This window comes from Parabacteroides distasonis (assembly GCF_004793765.1).
Classification (GTDB): domain Bacteria; phylum Bacteroidota; class Bacteroidia; order Bacteroidales; family Tannerellaceae; genus Parabacteroides; species Parabacteroides distasonis_A.
Genome location: NZ_SRYM01000023.1, coordinates 24,322 through 45,863, shown reverse-complemented (window position 1 = coordinate 45,863; position 21,542 = coordinate 24,322). Strand labels below are relative to the sequence as shown.

14 protein-coding genes are annotated in these 21,542 nt (G+C 48.1%); 9 read left to right on the top strand and 5 right to left on the bottom strand.

What is annotated here, in order from left to right; genetic code table 11:
• Positions 1-6: 6 nt before the first annotated feature.
• The 3 genes from E5342_RS09755 to E5342_RS09745 form a co-directional block, all read right to left on the bottom strand.
• Positions 7-1,467 carry a DUF3868 domain-containing protein gene (locus E5342_RS09755; protein WP_135959298.1) on the bottom strand — a complete coding sequence of 487 codons (1,461 nt, stop codon included), beginning with the start codon at positions 1,465-1,467 and terminating at the stop codon, positions 7-9.
• A 19-nt stretch (positions 1,468-1,486) separates the two neighbouring features.
• Positions 1,487-2,077: a DUF3575 domain-containing protein gene (locus E5342_RS09750; protein ID WP_135959297.1), complete on the bottom strand. Its 591-nt coding sequence runs from the start codon at positions 2,075-2,077 to the stop codon at positions 1,487-1,489.
• Between the two features lie 666 nt (positions 2,078-2,743).
• Positions 2,744-3,703 (bottom strand): tyrosine-type recombinase/integrase, encoded by a 960-nt coding sequence (locus tag E5342_RS09745; protein ID WP_121736577.1) that lies wholly within the window; start codon positions 3,701-3,703, stop codon positions 2,744-2,746.
• Positions 3,704-3,821: 118 nt separating this feature from the next.
• Between E5342_RS09745 and E5342_RS09740 the strand changes: the two genes are divergently transcribed.
• The 8 genes from E5342_RS09740 (at position 3,822) to E5342_RS09705 (ending at position 17,053) form a co-directional block, all read left to right on the top strand.
• Positions 3,822-5,186, top strand: a complete 1,365-nt coding sequence (locus E5342_RS09740; RefSeq protein WP_121736578.1) for a sodium-dependent transporter — start codon at positions 3,822-3,824, stop codon at positions 5,184-5,186.
• A 77-nt stretch (positions 5,187-5,263) separates the two neighbouring features.
• Positions 5,264-5,992, top strand: coding sequence for a ComEA family DNA-binding protein (locus E5342_RS09735; RefSeq protein WP_135959296.1), 729 nt, complete (start codon positions 5,264-5,266; stop codon positions 5,990-5,992).
• A 35-nt stretch (positions 5,993-6,027) separates the two neighbouring features.
• The gene (locus E5342_RS09730; protein WP_135959295.1) at positions 6,028-6,273 is read left to right on the top strand and encodes a hypothetical protein; all 246 of its coding nucleotides are present in this window, start codon (positions 6,028-6,030) and stop codon (positions 6,271-6,273) included.
• A gap of 67 nt (positions 6,274-6,340) precedes the next feature.
• Positions 6,341-7,975, top strand: a complete 1,635-nt coding sequence (locus tag E5342_RS09725) for a helix-turn-helix domain-containing protein (RefSeq protein WP_160217494.1) — start codon at positions 6,341-6,343, stop codon at positions 7,973-7,975.
• Positions 7,976-8,112: 137 nt separating this feature from the next.
• Positions 8,113-11,088 carry a hypothetical protein gene (locus E5342_RS09720; RefSeq protein ID WP_121736582.1) on the top strand — a complete coding sequence of 992 codons (2,976 nt, stop codon included), beginning with the start codon at positions 8,113-8,115 and terminating at the stop codon, positions 11,086-11,088.
• Positions 11,089-11,117: 29 nt separating this feature from the next.
• A complete protein-coding gene (locus E5342_RS09715; protein ID WP_135959294.1) occupies positions 11,118-14,084 on the top strand; it encodes a hypothetical protein in 2,967 nt (988 codons plus the stop codon).
• A gap of 8 nt (positions 14,085-14,092) precedes the next feature.
• Positions 14,093-15,394: a hypothetical protein gene (locus E5342_RS19680; protein ID WP_168354474.1), complete on the top strand. Its 1,302-nt coding sequence runs from the start codon at positions 14,093-14,095 to the stop codon at positions 15,392-15,394.
• Positions 15,395-15,406: 12 nt separating this feature from the next.
• Complete coding sequence (locus E5342_RS09705; protein WP_121736584.1) at positions 15,407-17,053, top strand: hypothetical protein; 1,647 nt, start codon at positions 15,407-15,409, stop codon at positions 17,051-17,053.
• 23 nt (positions 17,054-17,076) lie between these two features.
• On the opposite strand, the gene E5342_RS09700 is transcribed toward E5342_RS09705, so the two are convergent.
• Positions 17,077-17,583, bottom strand: coding sequence for a flavin reductase family protein (locus tag E5342_RS09700; protein WP_121736585.1), 507 nt, complete (start codon positions 17,581-17,583; stop codon positions 17,077-17,079).
• Positions 17,584-17,622: 39 nt separating this feature from the next.
• The gene (locus E5342_RS09695) at positions 17,623-19,950 is read right to left on the bottom strand and encodes a TonB-dependent receptor (RefSeq protein ID WP_135959293.1); all 2,328 of its coding nucleotides are present in this window, start codon (positions 19,948-19,950) and stop codon (positions 17,623-17,625) included.
• Positions 19,951-20,125: 175 nt separating this feature from the next.
• Between E5342_RS09695 and E5342_RS09690 the strand changes: the two genes are divergently transcribed.
• Positions 20,126-21,526 (top strand): alanine/glycine:cation symporter family protein, encoded by a 1,401-nt coding sequence (locus E5342_RS09690; RefSeq protein WP_135959292.1) that lies wholly within the window; start codon positions 20,126-20,128, stop codon positions 21,524-21,526.
• Positions 21,527-21,542 lie beyond the last annotated feature (16 nt).

Below are 21,542 nucleotides of genomic sequence, written 5' to 3'. Positions count from 1 at the left end.
CTATTTTTACTCTTGCCGTTTCTCAGCGATCTGCCTCAAGTTCTCCTCCACCTGTGAGGCTACGGAAGGATCACCGGACAGCTTGCCCAGCAGGGCCTCCGCCTCGTCCAAGCGGTTCTCCAGCATGGCGATGGCCGCCTCTGCCAAGGTACGCTCCGCAGAATCGGAAGTCTTCGCCAAATAACGGCGAGCCGATTCCAAGCGACCTGCGTCGATCGCCGTAAGGGCGGCGTTCAGATTCGACACCGGATCGTCCGGATACATACGCACAGCGATCTCGAAGACCTCGCGGTAAGCGTCGCTACCCGGTTCCATCGTCTGCGCCACCTGAAACATCTCGTTCAGGCTCAACTGCCTGGGGTCCTTGTAGATCAAGTCTTGCGCCTCCTCCACCGTGAACGAACGGATCGTATAGCGCACCGCGTAATCCGAATGGCGCAAGGCGGGATAAATATCACGCAAGAGTACCCGATACGAGGCTCCTCCGTTCAACGCCTTCAGCTTCGCCTCGCGGCGGTCGTAATCCTTCGGCTCGTCCGCACGGATGATGGCCAGCAGCTCCTCCTTGTCCGCAAGCGAGGAGTTCTCCACCCGTTTCTCCAATCCGGCCCAGTCCTCCGGCTCGAAATCCACCGTGAAACGGGCCTGCTCGAAGTGGTAAAGGCCCTTCACGTATTCGATCAACGCCTTGGCGCGATGCTCGGCCAAATAAGTGTTATGCTTATAGGTACCTTCCGGCGATGCGAAACCCTTGATATATACCTCCGTGATGGTAGCGTAAGGATCCTCCTTCACCGACGACACGGTCTCGAGGATCTTACGTAACTCCGAGGGATTGTCGCGATACTCGGGATATATCTCCGTGCGGTTTACCGGGAAGTCGAGGAAGGCGCTTCCTTCCTTCACACGCTCTTTCACACGTTCCGCCTCCGGCGTGACGTAGGCCAAAAGCGGACGCAATACCACAGGCTCCGCGATTCGGATCGGGAAAAGCGGCGACTTATCATTACTCAACGCCTCCCAGCCGCAACCGCAAAAATCGGCTACCAGCGACACCTCCGAACGCTCCATCCACTTGACGAAAGGAATGGAGGCATGGTAATCGAACGTCTGCTCCTTCCCGTTGTAACGGCGTAAGACAAACTCTTCGTTCGCCATCGCATCACGCTTGGATCGCTCGTACTGGATCTGGCGGTTGCGCCCGTTCACGATCACAGGAGGCAAAGCCCTTACGCTATCGTCCCGCTCGATCAGCGGCGTACAAACCAAACTCCGGTTGGCAGGTAGCGACAACTCGTCCAACGCTAGTTTCATATCAATTATCAAGCGATCGCCCACATGTTCCACCAACCGCTCCTTCACGACGATGGCGGTAGCCGCCTGCTGCGCCTGTACGGGAATCGTAGAGCCAACACAACCGGCCAAACAGGCGATCCCAAGTATCATCCATCCTTGTAGATTCTTCATTTTTCAGTCCTCCATCGATTTAAAATTGGTAAATGAGATTGATCGCCGCCTGCGTAGGCCCGAAGTAATGCTTCTTGATCCCTTCTTGCTTGCGGCCGCAATTCGCACAGGGATACTTATCCGACTTCAAGAACAGATAGCCTACGCCCACCGTGGCCTCCAAGTTCCAATGGCGAGACAGCAGCCAAGAGTATCCATAACTGACACCAGCTCCCGCGCCCCATCCCTGATGACGCTCGCCCTCTGTACCCAGCCATTTGATATCGGCTACATTATATAATAGGTACGGCGTATGCACACCGAGGAAATGGCCGTTAAACGTCTCGCAAAACCAATACCTCAACTCCGGGTGCAGACGCAAATGCTTCAGTGAGCGGCCATAACTCCCATCATCGTTCTTGCCGCTGAACGGATTCAAGCCTGCCTCCAACTCAAGTGTCCAATGACGGGCGAGATAAACCTCGGCCCCCAAATTAAACGTGGCAGTAGCCCAATAAGGAATATTGCTCTTGATCCCAATCATAGAGCCTTTCCCTTCGACCGGCACCCCCTGCGCTCTCGAAAGAAACGGGACTGCCAACAAGAATAGCATGAAAATCGTCTTCTTCATTCTTTCTTATTCATTATGGTTGTTAATCTTAATATCTTCTCACCCTTCTGCCCCTCAAGGCCCAACCTCCTAAAATCAACTAACGGCAAGAATGGCCCGTGGACTTATTTATGGAATAAGGAGCCTCATAGAACTTATTTATGGAATAAGGAGTTTTTAGCGTTAAAGTTATAGCTTCCTCCTCATTAGTTTACAAAAGTACATAATAAATATTTTATTGTCACAACTTTTTTGTGTTAAAATTGTTAAGTCCCTTCCACTGAATAAGGGATTTAGGGGAAGATATGCCTCTAAAACTAGCCATGTCTACCCTCGTGATTCACATTCTAAACTAAGATAGAATTTCTACACTTTAATATACTCATCTTGAATATCAAAAATAAATAATACAATAAGTTCGTTTGGGCAGGTCTATATTTAAGCCATTGATTGATAACTGTGTAGAGACACGATACTATTTACTGGATTTCATATACGTGTTTTTCAAAAAACATGTACGTCTTTTCAGAAAAACACGTACATGTTTTTCCAATACGTTTCGTATGATCTATGATATACTATAAAAATGACAATAAGATGCCGCTTAATGTTTATTCTTCACTAACATTAATGCTAAACCTTATTCCATAAATAAGTTCTATGAGGCTCCTTATTCCATAAATAAGTTCACAAACCATCCATCCTTTTCTCTAGAATCCGATTTACAGAACCTATCACCTTCATGTTCGCATGAGCCAAACGTGATATATCCAGTTCTTCCAGATAAAAACGAGTCGTCTTCTCCGAAGAATGCCCCAACGCTTGGCTGATCAAGGCCATCGGCATATCGCAACGTAAAGCTTCCGATGCCCAGCTATGGCGAACAACATACGACGTAAACGGATTCGGTAACCGTAAAGCTTGCCCGATCCGTTTCAGCCGGGCATTATGTCGAGCCAAGCTACGCTTATACCTCAAATGGTCCGGATTCCTGGGCGGAAGAATCGGGAACAAATACGGCGATCCGGTCGTTCGTTGCCGATCTGCGTATTTCCGGATCAGCTGCCACATACTACTGGTTATCTCCAATCGGATCATACGTCCTGTCTTATGACGGTGATATACCAACTCATTACCCCGGATATTCTGCCTCGTCAAGTACGCTATATCCACAAAAGGCATCCCGCAAGCCATAAAACTGAATAGGGAAAGATCTATCGATAATTCCACTTGCGGGTCATCCGCCACCTTGATCTGGGCGATTTGCTGGAACAAAGATGCGGGAATCGCACGCCTCGCCGTCATCGCACGCCGGAGTTTCAAATTCTCAAACGGATAATACGACGCAGGAATCAACGACTCTTGGCATGCCGTATTATAAAGTGCCCGCAAACTACTGATATACGTATTTACCGTATTAGTAGCCAATCCTTTTCCCTGAAGATACGTGATGAAATCTATCACCAACGCACGATTCAAATCGGCCAAACAGAACCCCGGGTTCTTCACGAATCTTAAAAAATGCCTTACGGCCACCTCATACAACTCGGCCGTCCCTTCTTTCTTTAACTGCCGTTTCATGTCTCTTCGTTTTCCCATATAATCCATCAATGAGATTGCTAACTTTTTCTTACGTCCTCGTTTCATACTCCTTTCACTAAATTATTTATACTTTGCATGAACAAATTAATTCAAATTATTACTTTTGTCCCCGAAAATAAGAAAATAGGTAACAATTAAAAGCATAAAAGCAACAATAAATAATATGGCAAACAATCGAGTCACATTCGGTAGTAAATTGGGCGTAGTACTAGCTACCGTAGGATGCGCCGTCGGACTGGGAAGCGTATGGCGCTTTCCCTATATGCTAGGAGCTAATGGAGGTGCGGCATTCCTACTGGTCTACATACTTTTCATGATATTTCTAGGTATTCCTGTAATGATAACCGAGTTTTTCATCGGTCGGTATTCCCGTAGTAATACGGTGGGTTCTTTCAAGAAGATGGCTCCCGGTACAAAATGGTGCTGGATCGGATACAATGGAATCTTGGCCGCGTTTTTGATCTTAAGTTATTACTCGGTTGTCTCCGGTTGGACGCTCGAATATGTTTGGCAAACGCTAAGTGGCCGTTTGTATGGACAGCCGGATATAGACTATACGGCCGATTTTCAAGATTTCGCTTCCAATGTCTTCCGTCCGATCTTTTGGATGGGGACTTTTATCGGATTGACTCACTTCGTGATTATTTCGGGTGTAGAGAAAGGTATCGAGCGAGCCTCTAAGATCATGATGCCGCTTCTATTCTTGATCTTATTGGTAATGTGCGTACGTTCCGTGACCTTACCAAACGCTGAGGCTGGATTACTTTTCCTTTTCAAGCCGGATTTTAGCAAATTGACTTCCTCGGTAGTCTTGAGCGCACTCGGACAGGCGTTCTTCTCATTGAGTTTGGGCATGGGCTGCCTGATCACTTATTCCTCTTACTTCGGGAAAGATACGGATATGCAAGCCACCGCTTGGCAGGTGACAATCATTAATACGTTTGTCGCCGTATTGGCCGGTATCATGATATTCCCGGCGGTATTCAGTTTCGGTATCACCCCTTCCGCCGGTGCGGAACTCGTGTTTATCACGTTACCGAACGTATTCGGGCAATTACCGTTAAGTGGCTTATGGTCTTGTATTTTCTATATTTTACTGGCGATGGCGGCACTGACTTCCACGATCTCCCTGCATGAGGTGGCTACGGCCTACGTTCTCGAGGAGTTTCATATGACACGGAAGAAAGCGGCTTGGATCGTTTCCTTAGGAGTCTTTTTCTTAGGTATTTTCAGTTCACTCTCATTCGGGGTGATGAAAGGGTTCACGATCGGAGGCTTGCCCTTTTTCGACGCGCTGGATTATCTGACCGCTAAGATCATGCTGCCGCTGGGAGGTATGCTCACTTGTATCTTCGTAGGTACACGTGTCGATAAAAAAGTATTGAAAGCCGAGTTGACCAATGAGGGAACTCTTAAGTTCCGTCTTTTCGGCGCTTACGTATTCTTTATGAAATATGTGGCCCCAATCGCCATCGGTATCGTATTCCTGAACGAATTAGGGGTCCTGAGATGGATTACCAGTAAATAATACCGACAATCCCTTGCTTATAAAAACGGAACTTCTACCTTTGCCGGCAGAAGTTCCACAAATCAAAACATAAGACTATGAAATGGCGTGATTTACTTTATTTTTCCAAGGGGGAAAGACAAGCTCTTACCCTACTCCTTTCCTTGATAACGATGGCATGGATCGCAATTATCGGGACGGATTTTTACCGTTCCCAAATTCAAACAGTCCCATTGGCAAACACCGGAATCAAACAAGATTCCACACGGATCTATCCGAATAAAACAACTTCAAATTCCATTCGGAAAGAAAACGAATCCCACTCGAAAGAAACTAAAATCCCTTCCGAATGGAAATCCAAACGCATCCGAAGGGAGTCAAAGTCCGATTCCCCCCCTTATCCCAAGGTAGAAAAATGGCCGCAAGGAACGGTTGTCGAACTAAATTCGGCCGATACCACCACCCTTAAGAAAGTTCCGGGAATTGGTAGTGTTTTTGCTAAGCGGATCATTAAATACAGAGACTTATTAGGAGGCTTTTATTCCGTGGAACAACTGGGAGAAGTATATGGCATCGACGAGGAACGCTATGAAGCGATGAAATCGTGGTTTTCCGTAGATCTGTCAGCTATCCGTCAGCTACTTGTCAACCAACTGTCAGCTAAAGAACTGGCCAGTCACCCATATATCAGCTATAAACAAGCTAGGATCATCGAGAAAATGATCCGGAAAAAAGGAAAATTACAGGGCTGGGAGGATTTATCCCTATTGGAAGAGTTTCCGGAGCATGAACAACAACGATTACAATATTATCTTTTATTCCATTGATATTTTCATTATGTTTGCAACAAAACATATCCTGTATGATCTATCTGAAGCAAGTAAAATTACTAGACCCGGACTTGGTAACCGGTAATCCCGAGGAGTTAAAGCATCCTTATAAAGCTCCGGCTGTACGTTTCGCAGAATCGAAGCATACAAGATTTACGCCAATGTCTTACCCGAAATTTCCTCACGCATATGGAGCAAATGATGAAGGAACAGCTTGGATAACTTCAACGGGTTTGCCCCAGACAAATTATTCTTATATTCGTATTAGGAAATCATGAACTTCATTTCGTCATGCCATATTATATATATGTAAAACATTGCCTTTCCATCATAGTCCTTTTATTCATGGGGCTTTCATGTATAAAAGCACAACGTGTAGAGACCAATCAACGTGACTCTTTTGAGATACTGAAGAAAAAGGCCCAGGAAAGCGAAGCATTCGAAGATTGGAAAAAAGTGATCCATAATGCGGAATCGCGAAAAGACACTGCTGATATAGGCTACGCCTACATCTTGTATGCCCAAGCTTTCGCAAACAAGTGTCCGACCGGAGACTTGGATAAAGAGTTACGCCCAATCTTATCCTTCCTGTATGAAACCCGGCAATACGATTACTATTTCGCTTCTTACAACTTGCTCATAAGCCGGTTATTCTCAAACCAAGCCTACCGGAAGGCAGAACAAGAGGCGGCACGAATGTATTCGCAAGCTAAACAGTTAGACTTGCCGATTTGCGTAGCCATGGCCCTTCGGGTACAAGGACAGATCTTCTATAAACTCAACCTATACGAGAAGGCGTATGCCACCTTGCAAGAAAGTCTGGAAACCTGTCCTCCTTATCAAGAAAATCTTAACGCATTCTCTACGGCGCAAAGTGTATGTGAATGGTTAATGATGACTTGCATAAAGCGAGAAGCGTACAATGAGATACTTCCCCTTGCCGACCTATACGGAGAGATGCTGGACTACTGGAACGGACAAGGCTGGAAGGATCCCAGCGGACATTATCCCGTTACTCATCTTTCTTTCCGTGCTATCGGCTTACTGAAAACCGGCCGGACCGGAGAAGCAAGCGACTGCCTGAATAAGGCACTCTCCTATATGCGCCCCGACTTTCCCGCCCGAGCCTATGAGCATTTCTACGAGGCACGTTATATGCTCCGATACGACGAAGGAAAATACAAAGAAGCGATCGCTGATATCGATACGTTATTGAATACACATCAATACTATTTCTCCTTTTATCTACAAGATTTACTCTCCAAAGCCGAATTATTGTCATTAAGCGGTCAATCCCAACAAAGTATAGGGCTTTACCGCACTTATATCCATGCGAACGATTCCATCGCCAAAGAGGAGATCGCCCGCCAGCTAAACGAATTACAAGTCCAATACCAAGTGGAGAAGACACAACAAGAGAACCTGCGAAAAACACGTTATCTGCAATTCGCCTTTATCATCATTGCCCTTATTACCCTTCTATTATCTTTATATATCATATATGCCCATACATTGAATGCCAAAAACCACTTACTCGTCACTCGGCTGGAGGAACGTGATAAATGGGCCCAGTATTTTTTGCCTTTGGAACAAAACGATCAAGAACAACCGGCAGATAGTACCTCGGCAAAATCAGTATCCCTTGAAATTATACAGCGTTTAAATACGTTCATGATCAACGAGCAACCTTACCGAAACCCGGCCTTAGACCGCAAGGAACTGGCCAAAGCCCTGCAATTGAACGAACGTGCCTTAGCGAATGCACTACGGGAAGTGAACAATCAAACTGTATTAGAGTATATCACCATGTACCGCCTCGAGAATGCCCGACACCTGATTTCACTGAGAAACACCGATACGTTAAAGGAAATTGCCGAGCGAAGCGGATTCGGAACCTTACGTACTTTCCAACGTTATTTTCGGGAAAGATATGGAATGCCTCCTTCACGATACCGGGAGATCATTGCTGGAAAAGAATAAAAAAGAACGAATCCATCGCACTTTTCGCAAAGAATCAAATTTGTCGCTTGCTTCCGTCAGAATTGTCGCCACCCTTTCCTTGTGCGAATTTCCCATCCCAAATATCTTTGACCCACAAAAATAAATTCTTCTTAATCATGAGAAAAACAAACTGGCCGTTTTACCTCTATAGCTTATGCGCTATTTTATTGTTCGCTTGTCAAAACGATAACGATCCAAAAATCACGCCTTCGGAAAACGAGGACACATTCGTAGGTGACCAGCATGTCATCACCTTACGGGATGAGACGGAGGATTTCCGTTATTCCAACTTCACTTGCACAATGAGTACCGAGGATGGTACAATCATCTCCCGCAAAGGAGAACATATACGCATAGAAGGCAAGTCTATCTTAACACTCGATACCGGCTTGAAAAAAGGTATTTACCGGCTACTTTACCTCATGGCCCCAATCATGCCGGAAACCGGGGCAGACACGACTTGGATCGAATACGGGTTGGGATGCCGGGTAGAAATCTCGGAGATAGATACGGCAAAAATACTTGATCTATACAGCAAGGCCATGAAACTGTCCGGGAGCGGGACAGAAGAGGATCCTTTTATCGTATCCAGTTCCGATCACCTGAAACGAATCCGAAACGTGACAAACGACCAAACGAAAAATAATCTCCTACTGCCCAAGACCCATTTCTTGCAAACCGCAGATATCGACATGGACAAAGCATCTTGGGATAGTGACCACGAGTTTGGCTGGCTATCGATCGGTAATCTCCCGAACAATCCGTTCCGCGGTATCTACAACGGCAACGGACACATGATTAAGAACCTTTGGGCCAAACGGAAAAACTCCGCCGGCATCGCCCTGTTCGGCTATACGGAAAAAGCGATTCTTAAAAATATCCAGATAGAGAATCCCCGGATGGAAGGCAATTTCGCCGTAGGGGCATTAGTAGGAGGAGCGGTATCGGCCGGAGATAACCGAGATAAAACCTCCCTTTTCAACTGCACGACCCGGGAAGGCTACATCGCCGCAAGCGACGGGAGTGTAGGAGCCGGAGGATTGGTCGGCGAGGTAGACACCTATGGTATGATCTTACTGGATAGTTGCGTAAACGTTAGCACCACCGTATCCGGAGCCTACGGTATAGGCGGGTTACTCGGAGTCGGATCGCTTTATTCCCAGTCCTATTTGCAACGATGTGAAAACCACGCCACCGTAACGTCCGACTATACGGGAGCAGGCGGGCTGGTAGGCTCGGTCGATTCCCTTTTCGTATTAGGATGCTTGAATACCGGCTACATCACCGGAGCGAGAGCTTATAGCGGAACGGATGAGAGTCAGGGAGGCTTCGGCACTGGAGGCATCGCCGGAGGAACGGGAATATCTTACATCTACGCAAGTTACAACCGGGGGAACATCAGCGGGCATACCGGTGTAGGAGGTCTTATCGGAAGTACCCGACTGGGGTCGGATGAATTGCTTTTCAATAACACGTTGGTAAAATCATGCGGCAATACCGGCCATGTCGAAGGAGAATCGGCTGTAGGCGGCATATGCGGCGAGGCGCAGTTCGGATGCTATGCCGTGTACAACACCGGGGAAGTAACTGCCCATGCCCATAACTCATACATAGGGGGTATTGTAGGCAACTCCTCGATCGCCGTAGTCCACAACGCATTGAACACGGGAAAGATGTATGGACAAAACGCCGAGAGTGCCGGCGGGGTGGTAGGAAAGACCACATGGGGCGCTATCTTCGCCACCCAAAACTTCGGAGACATGAACGCAAATGCCAATTACGCCGGTGGTATCATCGGACTAGCGGGTAATTATACAATGATCAATTATTGTTGCAACACGGGTTTCATACAAAACGGTGGTAAAGGGCCGACAGGAGGATTGGTCGGCGAGATCGGTGATCCGAGAGAATGGTCGGCGATGAACATCGTGAGTTGCGTTTTGGGTAGCGTAGAATGCGTATTGGGACTCTTAGGTCCTGTGATAGCCGTAACGGGAGAAGCGTTGGAGAAAGCGACCACGACCGCAGGAAAAGCCTTCGGGAAACTCGTTCACGTCTTACATATAGCGGAAACCGGGGTAGACTGGTCGCTTATGATTACTGACAAAGTCATCCTCCGGGAAGGGATCGTAGAGATGCTAACCGAGAAGGAGACCGAACTCTTACAAGCGTCCCTCGACGCGAAAGTATCGGAGATCGACACATCCGTCAAGGCCGAAATGGAAAGCCTACGAGGAGGCTTCAGCCTAGCCGCCGGGCTGTTACCCCCCGGACTGGATGCGGGGACGCTCCCAGCCTACATGGGCAATCTCGGCAAGGTACTCACCTTTTACGAGACCTCGGACGACAATAACGCAACGATCAATTACAATATCAACCATAAGCGAGAAGAGCGTTACGAGCATATCGAGCATAGCAAGCACATACAGGAGATCATCCAAAAAGTAATCGCCGGAGCCTGTATCTGCGTAGCCGCAACCACCGCCGTAGCCTCGGGATTCGTAACAGGGGGCACCTCGACAGCCATCGCACTCACCGCCATCGGATCCATGGCCACGATCATCGGGGGAGCGAACGCCATTGTAGAAGGAGCGACTGATTACCAGAATAACGCAGTCATCATCTCCCAATGCGTCAACATGGGAAAAGTGAAGGCCGACAACTCCGACCGTGTCGGAGGCATAGCGGGCCACTTGCAACAATATTGCCTCATCAAGGACTGCCTCAACGCCGGATCTTATGAAGGCAACTCCAGCAAGACTGGAGGAATCATCGGACGAGGGGACTCACGATTCGGGATGGAGCGCTGCCTAAGTGTAGGAAATAGATGGGGAGATCCTATGAAACATAGCAGCGGTGATTTCCCGGAGCATTCCGATCTCTATTATTACGATACGCTTTATCCGGGGATAGACGATAACAGTGTCAATTACTTACGAGGCCTTTCCATTGACGAGCTCAAGAACCCCGGAAGCTATAGGAACTGGGATATAAACGGTACAAATTCCCGCTGGCACGTAACGGAGAGTGCCGGACACTTCCCGGTTCCCCACCACTCGGAGATGGAGGAAGCTATTGACGAAGAAAATTAGATTTTAATCATTAACACGACATATTTATAATGAAAAGAACAGCAATATATATACTAGGGCTATCCATGGTCCTGTCAACCTTTCTCTGGACAGGTTGCGCTGACGATGAGCTATATCGCTCGAACCATTTAGGCTCCCTGCTCACGGAAAATAACAATTTTAAGCTAAGTACCTTCCCGCTGACCAAAGGTATCTGGGTAATTCCCGATACAGACCGGCTAATCAAGATCCGCTTGCAATCGCATACGGATAATTCCGTACAGGAATATGACGCCTCCGTGGAAAATAGGGACAACGCTCTCTCGATCTGCCTCTATATTCCCAAAAACCGGGAAATACCCAACAGCGATTACGACCTGACCGCCTTCCTCTCGAACGGCAAGGGATTAGGCACCAAGCTAAAGGTAACCTTCCGGGATGAGATGTTGCACAGGATCATATCTTCCGCCATCGAGTTTTCCCTACAAGGAGAAGGTACGGCAGAAAACCCTTACCTGATCGGCTCGAAAGAGGACTTCGATATCTTCGAGTATGACCTCAGCCGCGACTCCATCGCACATGGAGTGGGGCTTTATTTCCGGCAAACCGCCGATTTCGAGGCACCACCCCGCAGCGACGCATACGAGGGGCGTTATTACGCAGGATGCCGATTCGCAGGATACTACGATGGGACAGGTCACAGCATCACGCTCCCCTACATCGGATCCCGGGAAGAAAGCGACAACTCGATCGGCCTTTTCAAAAAATTGTACAACGGGGCAGTGATCAAGGATCTTATCCTTAAACCCCGTATGCAAGGCATCAAGTCCAATGGCGGGGCGTTAGCCGGTATCTCGCAAGACTCCGTATCGATCAGCAACGTCACCGTAGACGGCAGCATCACCGGTTCCGGTGAGCGTATCGGCGGTTTCATCGGCTACGCTACAGGTTATCTCTCCATCAGCGGATGCCGACTCTTCGCCGAGATAAACGGCGAGAGATACGTAGGTGGACTCGTCGGCTTTATGGAGAACGGGCAACTGAAAGTGAACGATTTCTCCAACCTACGCAACGACTACTCTCCTTCCCTCTTCACGATCAATGCAAGTGCGCAAGGAGCTGGAGGCATAGCCGGAGCAATCATCAATAGCGGTTGCGAACTTAGCGATATCACGCTCCAGCACGCTATTTCCGAGGAAGAGGTCAATCTGCGAGTCATCTATTCCGGCTCCGGCCTAGCGGGAGGCATCGCTGGCGAGGCGAGAATCAGCCAACCCAGCTCCCTGCGTAACATCAAGATACTCGCCCCAGTCCGGTCGGAGCAAAACGAGGTCGGAGGGCTTATGGGAAAAACTGATTTATCCGCTGACCTAACTATACAAATCTGCACCGTAGGTTCCTTGGTCAAAGGAAAAGATAATATCGGCGGATTCTTCGGTAATCTTAACAGTCGGAATCATTTGGTTCTGAATGGGAGAGATAAGGCAAACCGCATCGTGCAAATAGACAATGGCTATATCGCCATAGAGGGTACGAAATACGTAGGAGGTATGTTCGGCCTTCTGGAAGGCGACATACAGGCAAAGTCGATTAGCCTCATCAACGCAAATGTCACCGCCAACGAGAATTTCGGTGGAGGCGTGATAGGGAAACAACAGAATAATACGTTGGAAGGAAAATCCTTCGAGATCGATGCGAACATGCGTGTGCAAGGAGCGGATGCCATCGGGGGATTAGTCGGTTTTGCCGAGTCGAGTACCATTCGGGGAAGCGTGGTGAAGGCGATAGATCTCTCCTCCATCCCATCTCCCGATAGCTTTAAGAGCGATTTCGCTGGTACGGTCTGCTCCGGGAAGACGAAAGACAACGACGGAAACGCCGAGGCGGAGAATGGGACTTCCATGGGAGGTATCGTAGGATACGCCCTAGATACCTACTTAGAGAACCTTTGCGTAACCGGAAAGGTATTCGGTCGCGAGAAAGTAGGCGGAATCGTGGGACACCTGCGGAACAAGAGCCGGGGCCACGTGAAGAACTGCGTGGGCAACACGGCTGCCGTAAAGAACCTGCAAGGTATCTACACGGGGGGTGTCATAGGGCGACTCAGCATGTCGACCGGCTCATATGAGGGTATCATCAATTACGGAAATGTAGATGGCGGCAACCTCACTGGCGGCATCGTAGGCTATATAGAGTTCGAGAGCGCTCCCTCCGACTTCAAGCTGGAGTTTGCCGTGAACGTAGGGGATATTACCGGCGGACAGGTCGTAGGAGGCTGTGTCGGGCTTCTAAGGCATGACAAGAGCATCAAGCATACGATCGCCTATTCCGCCAATTATGGGAAAGTAACCAACTCTGGTGACGATGGTAACATCGGCGGTATTATCGGGCAAGGAGACGCTTCCCGCATGGCCGTCATGTATTGCGCCAACCACGGCGAGATAGCCGGAAGCAACGGAGCATCTAAAGTGGGCGGTATCGCCGGAAGGCTGGGCAAAGACCCGGGAGGGGTCGGCTTCACGATCGGTGAAAACATGGAACTGGCTTATTGTTGTAACCGGGGAACAATCTCTTCGGGCAACAAAGACTCACACGTAGGGGGACTCTTGGGCTATCAGGAAGAGGGAAACGATTACGACGACCAGCGCTGGATGACCCATGATTGCTACAATACCGGAACTGTCACTTCCGACCAGAACGCAGACAACGGGGGAATCCTCGGCTGCGTAGACCATTACGGGGAAGTGGTTCGATGCATTAATATCGGCAAGGTATCATACGGGAACGGAGTAGTAGGCACCCACCACGGGACTATCTGGCACCATCACGACCTGTACTATCTGGAAAATTCCGGAAAAGGCTGGTGCGCCGACTCCTTCCCGGAAAGCAAGAAGAAAGATAAGAGCACGTTCCACGGCTTCAACTTCAACGACGATTGGGTCACCGACGATACGAACAGCATAAACAACGGCTATCCCTATCTAAGGAATTGCCCGTTCCAATCCATCTATAAATGAAATTTTCCATGAAACAAAAAAGAATGAAATCAATCTTATTCACGGCTCTCTTATGTGCGGCTTTCGCCGCTTGTTCCGATGACGCTAAAGAGAACAAAGAAATTATCAACCCCAAAGAGCAATGGAGCGCCACCTTGCGAGGGGATGGCGAAATCTTGGGAGCGTATCCGGATCTGTTCAGTAACTATTGGGAATATACGTATAACATGACCGAATATCCGGATGTCGCCCTACGTATCGAAGGACACTTCCCCCACGCCCGCTATTTCAGTTTCTCATTTTACGATGACGAGACCGGCTCCGCCATCGGCGGTATCAATGATTACGAGATCCAGCCGGACGATACCGACGAGAATCCTTTCGTGGTGACCTCGGCGAAAGAGAACCGCTTTACCCTATATGTCGTACCCGCTTCTATGGATGAGTCGCAGGTAGCAAAACTCCCCTCGGGAAACGTTCGCAGGGTGGCTGCCGGTGTCAATCGGCTTGCCATTTGCATCCGGCATTATCTCGGAACGGACATGAACGGGGAGAAAGATGAATATGGAGGTGTCGAGCTACCCGTAATAAAAGGCATCGATATCCATTCTCTGGAAGAGATAGAAGCTCCGGAACGTACTCAATCGAATATAGACAAAGTGACGGGCAAATCCTTCACGCAAAAGTCTGACGACAACCGCAACGTTCCCTTTCTTCTTGCGCCACGCAGTGAATACTACCCCAATAACTCCACCAGCTATCTCTATGCACGTACTCGCCTCGCTGCCGACTCGGTATTGATATTCAGTTTTATCCCGGTGCCGATCCCTCAAAAAGTGGAAGCGTATGAGAACGCCAAAGCTCGCTATTGGTCGATCTGCCTCGGCGCTGCCTCTAACACACGTTCTTACTACTCCGTTTACGACCAAGCGGCGAATACGCAGGAGAATGAAAAAACCTCTTTCATAATCTGTCGAAAACAGAACTCCAGACTAGAGGCGATAAAGAGCAAGGTGGATTCTTTAAACAAATTAGGCGGTCATTGGAATCTTTTTATCTGGGATAGCGAGAAAACAGACATAGACGGGAAGCCGATCGGAGATGTCATTGCGATCATGTATCGCAATATCTTGCCGGACAAAGACTGGGAACATTCCATTGCCCGGATGACACCCACGAATTACGCAGACGAAGAAGGCGAGCCGCTGGAGAAAGTGACAGACCCGGACAAGCAATTGGCGCACCAAGCGCTCGGCGATTACGGTCCCCACGGGTTCAAGTACGCCGCAAACGATTTTCTGGATGAGAAATTCAAGGAGAAAACTTATTAATTCAAATGACATATGACACTACGACAAAAAGAAAGTAAATGGAGAATGGCACTTTGCCTGTTCGCGGCCTATGCCCTATCCGCTTGTTCAGACGACAACGATGTTCCGAAGATAGATGACGAGGAACCTCCGGTAACGGAAATCTCCGTCCCGACTCCCAATCCCTATTTGGCAGCCGAGCATTACAGCATCACCCACTTCAACTCGGCGCAAACAGACGCTTTCCCCTATGCGGTAAAAAGCGGCACTTACCCTATAAATCCGGATGAATGCGACGGGATATGGAGCGGCCCCGTCAACCTGATGACGCTCTCCTCCACCGACCCCGATTATATGTGGGGAATGTGTAGCGACCGGGTATCTTATATCCGGATCGCAGACGGCGGTTTCAAGCGGGTAGCCGAAGCGGCATTACCCAATGGAATCCAGATGAACTCGGAAGAGGGTCTAAAGAAACTAGTGAACACGCAGTACACCTCGACAGAGCAATTATACGCTGACGCCACGGAAATCTTGGGGCGTTATCCGCAAATGGCCATGTCCAACGGAAATTACGTACTTTGCGACAAGGACAACTACGCATACACGAATGCCCGGACAGTCATTTGCCGTTATAAGCTAAAAGAGGCGGGAAATCCTGCGGCAGGCATCATCCTTGATAAACAAATCGATATGTCTCCCTACATGGAGAACCCTCAGACATTGGTCGGAATGGTAATGACATACGATGGCTATCTCGTGGTAGCGGCAGGAAACGGTATCGCTATAATCGATCGAGAGTTCAGCAAAACTCCCGTCGTCAAGCTACTTCCCGACGATCAAGTGATCACCAACTCGGCCTCTGTCGACGAACAGAATGGCATCTACATCGCCAGCAACAGCCGTACGCCCGGGGGCAAAGGCATTATGCACAAATATATCTGGAAAGACGGCAAGCTGTCTGAAGACGAGAACGACGGGGCATGGACGGCACACTACGACGGAGGTCCCGAGGCTCCCGCCATCAAGATGGGATACGGTACGGGGTCGACCCCTACCTTAATGGGGTTTGGCGACGACGAGGATAAGCTAGTCGTGATCACCGACGGCTCCAAACGAATGAAGCTAGTCGCTTTCTGGCGGGACGAGATTCCGGAAGACGCCGTCAGCGTCGATGCTGGGAATCCGCGTATCGCCGGGCAACTGGAAATTTCTTGCGGACTGCCCTCGTCAACCGAATGGGTCCAGTCCGAGCAGTCCGTGGCAGTCTCCGGCTATGGCGCTTTTGTCGTGAACAACGTGATCCCGAATACCGTAGCCGATAAGATCGTTGCCGTATTATCCATCGGCCCGCTCGTAACACCCCCTTACGGAGTGGAACGAGTCCAATGGGATACGGAAAAGAACCAATGGAACTCAGTATGGACACGGCCAGACGTAAGCTCGATCAGCATGATACCTTCCGTAAGCTCGATATCCAATATGGTATTCGTAAACGGCTATACAACAGCCAACGGCTGGGAAGTAAGCGGCTTGGATTGGGATACGGGCGCCACTATCCACCGGGTGGTCTTCGGACAGGGCAACCGTGGAAACGGCGCCTACGCCATCATCCAATACTTAGAAGACGGGGATTTGTTATTCAACTCCGTGGGAGGTCCTTTCCGCGTGAAATTATAACCGGATGAACGGCTTGGGAGATATCATTTCTCCCAAGCGTTCACGATCTCGGCGATATATACGAGATGCGCGTTACCGTTCTTCTCATCATACCAACGAGGGAAAACGCTAGGATCTAAAAACTTGGCCTCCTCGATCTCGGACTTATAGACCACTTTGCATTCCAACGTAAGGCGAGCTTCTTCGAATACAGGATTACCAGCCTCCGTAAAGAACGGTGTCAATCCCGTGGCGGCTACCTTATCAATCTCCCTGCCGGATTTAGAGCCACAAATGCTATGGGCTTTCCGGTGCTCCGGTCCTAGGAAAGTAATCGTGAACTCATTCCTAGCGTCGATAAACTCACGGGTATAACGCTCCGGACGAATAAAAGCAAACACTACCGGACGGTTCCACAAAACGCCCATGCCGCCCCAACTGGCGGTCATCATATTGAACTTCTCCTTGTCGCCGGCACTTACCAGCATCCATTCCTTACCGATAAGTTCGATAAAGTTGTCTTTGATCTCATTCGGATTAATCGCTTTCATATCTCATTTTATTTTTCCTCAAAGATATAAAATATTCCCTTACTTACCGGTACTCATCACACCGGAGTCATTATCAGCGTTATTCACCTTCTTCTGGCCGGCGCTGAACTTACGGCCGAAGGAGAAATTATAGGAGATCGTCGCGATGAATAAGCGAGAACTTTCCTTGATATAATTCGAACGGCGGAAAGAGGCGTATTGGTTCCAGTTCTCCGTCTCTTGCTTATAATTATCCGTAAACGGATTGATGACACGCAGGCCAACCATCAAGTCCTTATGCCGATAACCGAGTTGAATTCCTTGGATATTCTCACCCCCACTCATCGTCTCGCCCTTAAACCAGTTCCAATTTGTCATTACCATATACCAAAGCGACCATTTCTTCCATGTAGCGGAAACATTCGCCTCGCACCACCAATTCGTATATCGATGCGTGTAGGTATTGCCGTTACTCATATAATGGTTCATACCACCATTGACAGAAAATTGCAAGATGTCCTTGATCGGACCGACCCGCAAGTTGACGGAAGCGACAACCCGTTGCCAGTTTTTCTGATTATCCCAAGTCTGGATGATCTTATTTCCTTCCAAATATTTCTCGTCCATGATAGCGTCCGGCTGATACTCATAAGCACCCAAGGCATTCACGTAAAACAGACCTTTGCGAAACTCGTAATTCAATTCCGTATAATAACTCATATAAGACTTCAAATTAGGATTACCCCGCTGTATTTGCAAGGAATCGATCACTTGGTCGATAGCGCTCAACTCACCCAAAGAAGGAGTCACATTCCCCATCGTTGATTTCAAACGGATGGAAGATTCCCCGGGCAAAGCATAAAACAAGGTCAACCGAGGACTCACCGTATAACGTTCATAATCCGCATCCTCACCCCGTTGGCTATAAGACGATCGATTCACGGTCACACCCAACGAGTAATCCAGTTTTTTCACCTTTCCCTTGAATTCCGCATATACGGAACTCTCCATCTGTTCCATATGCGTCTTATAGTTATGCCCATTGATATAACTGTTATCCGAGAAAGATTGGTTATGGCGTAAACCGCCGCTCAACCGATTACCGTTCGTTAATTTCTTCTCGTAGATAGCCTCGCCGATAATCGAGTATTTATCACCATCCACTATATTATTTACGTCGGTCAACAATTGTTCTTGCTTACTCTCTTGATAGATACGGGTAGATTTCGTTTGGTTGTAAGTTCCAACCACGTTAAATACCAAGATTTGATTATGCTTCAAATCCCGTTGGTAATACAAATCCAGCGCAGGAGCTTGATAAGCGGATCCCGATAAGTCAATCATATCCACCTTGTCCTCCGGATTCGCCTTATTCATCAAGACCCCTTGATAATCCCAATGCGGTTGGTGATTATTCCGGTAGCGGAACGTAGCGTTAAACAGATACTTATCCGGCTTTTGATAGCTATAGTTCACATTCAGGTTATGCATGAATAAACGAGCGCGCGAAGGTTCGCCTACTTCCACACGGTTCAAGGTCGTTCCATTCGCTAAATGAAACTCCTCCTCATTATTCCGTTTCATTCCATAAAAATCACGAGGACCGATCCGATAAGAAGCACCCCATTCCGAATTCTTATGATTGATCTTTCCCCGGACATTATGTTCGCCCCACATAGAATTGATACCTTGCGCCATATCCAGGCCGAAGCTACCCCCCGTATCCGGACGGCGAACGATATAATCCAGCACGATATCGGCATTGCCATAACGTAAACCCGGATTATCATGATATTCTATACGGATGATATCCGAAGGATTCAAAGCCTTGACCTCATCCTGTTCCACCTTCACGCCGTTGATACGTACCTGAACGACTCCATTTCCAGCCATCTTGATCTCGCTGTTCAACAAGTCCACCTGCACTCTCGGCAGCATCATCTGTTGCAACAAATCCATACCGTTTCCCGAAGCCTTCACCTGACGATCCGAAGGGAAGACCACTTTTTTATCGGCATGGCTCGTCTGGGCAGAGGCACTAACCGTTACGCCTTCTAAAGATACCGCATCATCATGTAAGGATATTTCTCCCAAAGAAGTATTCTCGGACAAGCCTTCCAAGAAAATATACTCTGTCTTAAAGCCTAAACTAGAGACAGATAGAATATAGCTCCCTTTTCTAATCTTATTTAATAAAAAATGGCCCTTCATATCCGTAGTCGTGCCTGCCACAAAGGAAGAATCCATCGTTTGTAATACCACATTCGCGAATTCCAGGATTTCCTTGTTGCGAGCATCCCGCACCATTCCTTTTATCTCCAAGTTTTGAGCAAAAGCTCCCTGTATCATACCACCTAGTAGTATGATCCAAATCATCATCCGTTTCATTTTTATCGTATTTTTTCCGAATATAGCAGGGTGGCCTTTCCCGCTTATCATTTGTTTCTATCTATAAGACGAAAGTAGTTTGGAAAACGTTACAAGAAAATAATAAAAAAATAATATTTCGATGATTTTGCCTCGTAGATACGTATCTTTGTAACCAAACAACATATTATAAGTCATGGAGCTATTGAATAATTGGATCAGCGGAATCAACGATATATTATGGTCATACATCCTTATCATCATGCTATTGGGATGCGCCGTATGGTTTACGATACGGAGCAGGTTCGTACAATTCCGCATGATTGGTGAGATGATCCGGTTATTAGGCGATTCTGCCGGAAAAGGGGAAAAAGGGGAAAAGCATATCTCCTCTTTCCAAGCCTTCGCCGTATCTTTAGCCAGCCGTGTAGGGACCGGGAACTTGGCAGGAGTAGCGACAGCTGTAGCGATTGGCGGACCGGGGTCCGTATTTTGGATGTGGCTGATCGCTTTACTTGGTTCCTCCAGCGCATTCGTGGAGTCTACGTTAGCGCAATTATATAAGGTAAAAGGGAAAGATTCGTTCATCGGTGGTCCCGCTTACTATATGTTACACGGTTTAGGATTACGATGGATGGGGATTTTGTTTGCCGCATTGATCTCCATCACTTTTGGTTTCGCTTTCAATTCCGTGCAGAGTAATACGATCTGCGCCGCATGGGAAGGTGCTTTCGGTATCGATCATGCCTGGATCGGAGCGATTCTTACGGTACTAACACTGATCGTCATATTCGGAGGCATTCATCGTATCGCAAGAGTAAGTAGTATTGTCGTACCAGTCATGGCATTAGGATATATAGCATTGGCGGTGGGAATTGTACTGTTTAATATTACCCGCCTACCTGCTGTTATAGAAACCATTCTGTCAAACGCATTCGGTTGGGAACAGGCGATAGGCGGCAGTGTCGGAGCGGCGTTGATGCAAGGGATTAAACGAGGTTTGTTCAGTAACGAGGCGGGTATGGGATCGGCACCGAACGTAGCGGCTACCGCACATGTCTCCCACCCGGTCAAACAAGGGTTGATCCAAGCGTTAGGCGTATTTACCGACACGTTGATTATCTGTACCTGTACGGCGTTTATTATTTTATTTAGCGGAGTGCCATTAGACGGCTCCATCAATGGAGTCCAGCTCACACAACAAGCTTTAAGCAACGAGGTGGGCAGCACTGGCAGTACGTTTGTCGCTTTAGCGATCCTTTTGTTCGCATTCAGCAGTATTATCGGCAATTACTATTACGGGGAAGCGAACATTCGTTTTATCACATCCAAAAGAAGCGTCTTGTTTATTTATCGTATATTAGTCGGTGGAATGGTCATGTTCGGTGCGTTGGCTAGTTTAGACTTGGCTTGGAGCCTAGCGGACGTGACTATGGGACTTATGACGATCTGCAATTTGATTGCGATCTCATTGTTGAGCCGTCAGGCATTCCTATTATTACAGGATTACGTAGCCCAAAAGAAAGCGGGTATCAAAAGCCCTGTATTCGATAAGAACAAGATACCCGAGTTGAAAGACAAAGCGCAGTGTTGGTGATCAGACAAACGTATTG

Bases quoted from the DNA above. Each gene is read 5' to 3' on its own strand.
- E5342_RS09755 (WP_135959298.1), bottom strand. From the start codon at position 1,467: ATGAAGAATCTACAAGGATGGATGATACTTGGGATCGCCTGTTTGGCC.
- E5342_RS09750 (WP_135959297.1), bottom strand. From the start codon at position 2,077: ATGAAGAAGACGATTTTCATGCTATTCTTGTTGGCAGTCCCGTTTCTT.
- E5342_RS09745 (WP_121736577.1), bottom strand. From the start codon at position 3,703: ATGAAACGAGGACGTAAGAAAAAGTTAGCAATCTCATTGATGGATTAT.
- E5342_RS09740 (WP_121736578.1), top strand. From the start codon at position 3,822: ATGGCAAACAATCGAGTCACATTCGGTAGTAAATTGGGCGTAGTACTA.
- E5342_RS09735 (WP_135959296.1), top strand. From the start codon at position 5,264: ATGAAATGGCGTGATTTACTTTATTTTTCCAAGGGGGAAAGACAAGCT.
- E5342_RS09730 (WP_135959295.1), top strand. From the start codon at position 6,028: ATGATCTATCTGAAGCAAGTAAAATTACTAGACCCGGACTTGGTAACC.
- E5342_RS09725 (WP_160217494.1), top strand. From the start codon at position 6,341: ATGGGGCTTTCATGTATAAAAGCACAACGTGTAGAGACCAATCAACGT.
- E5342_RS09720 (WP_121736582.1), top strand. From the start codon at position 8,113: ATGAGAAAAACAAACTGGCCGTTTTACCTCTATAGCTTATGCGCTATT.
- E5342_RS09715 (WP_135959294.1), top strand. From the start codon at position 11,118: ATGAAAAGAACAGCAATATATATACTAGGGCTATCCATGGTCCTGTCA.
- E5342_RS19680 (WP_168354474.1), top strand. From the start codon at position 14,093: ATGAAACAAAAAAGAATGAAATCAATCTTATTCACGGCTCTCTTATGT.
- E5342_RS09705 (WP_121736584.1), top strand. From the start codon at position 15,407: ATGACACTACGACAAAAAGAAAGTAAATGGAGAATGGCACTTTGCCTG.
- E5342_RS09700 (WP_121736585.1), bottom strand. From the start codon at position 17,583: ATGAAAGCGATTAATCCGAATGAGATCAAAGACAACTTTATCGAACTT.
- E5342_RS09695 (WP_135959293.1), bottom strand. From the start codon at position 19,950: ATGAAACGGATGATGATTTGGATCATACTACTAGGTGGTATGATACAG.
- E5342_RS09690 (WP_135959292.1), top strand. From the start codon at position 20,126: ATGGAGCTATTGAATAATTGGATCAGCGGAATCAACGATATATTATGG.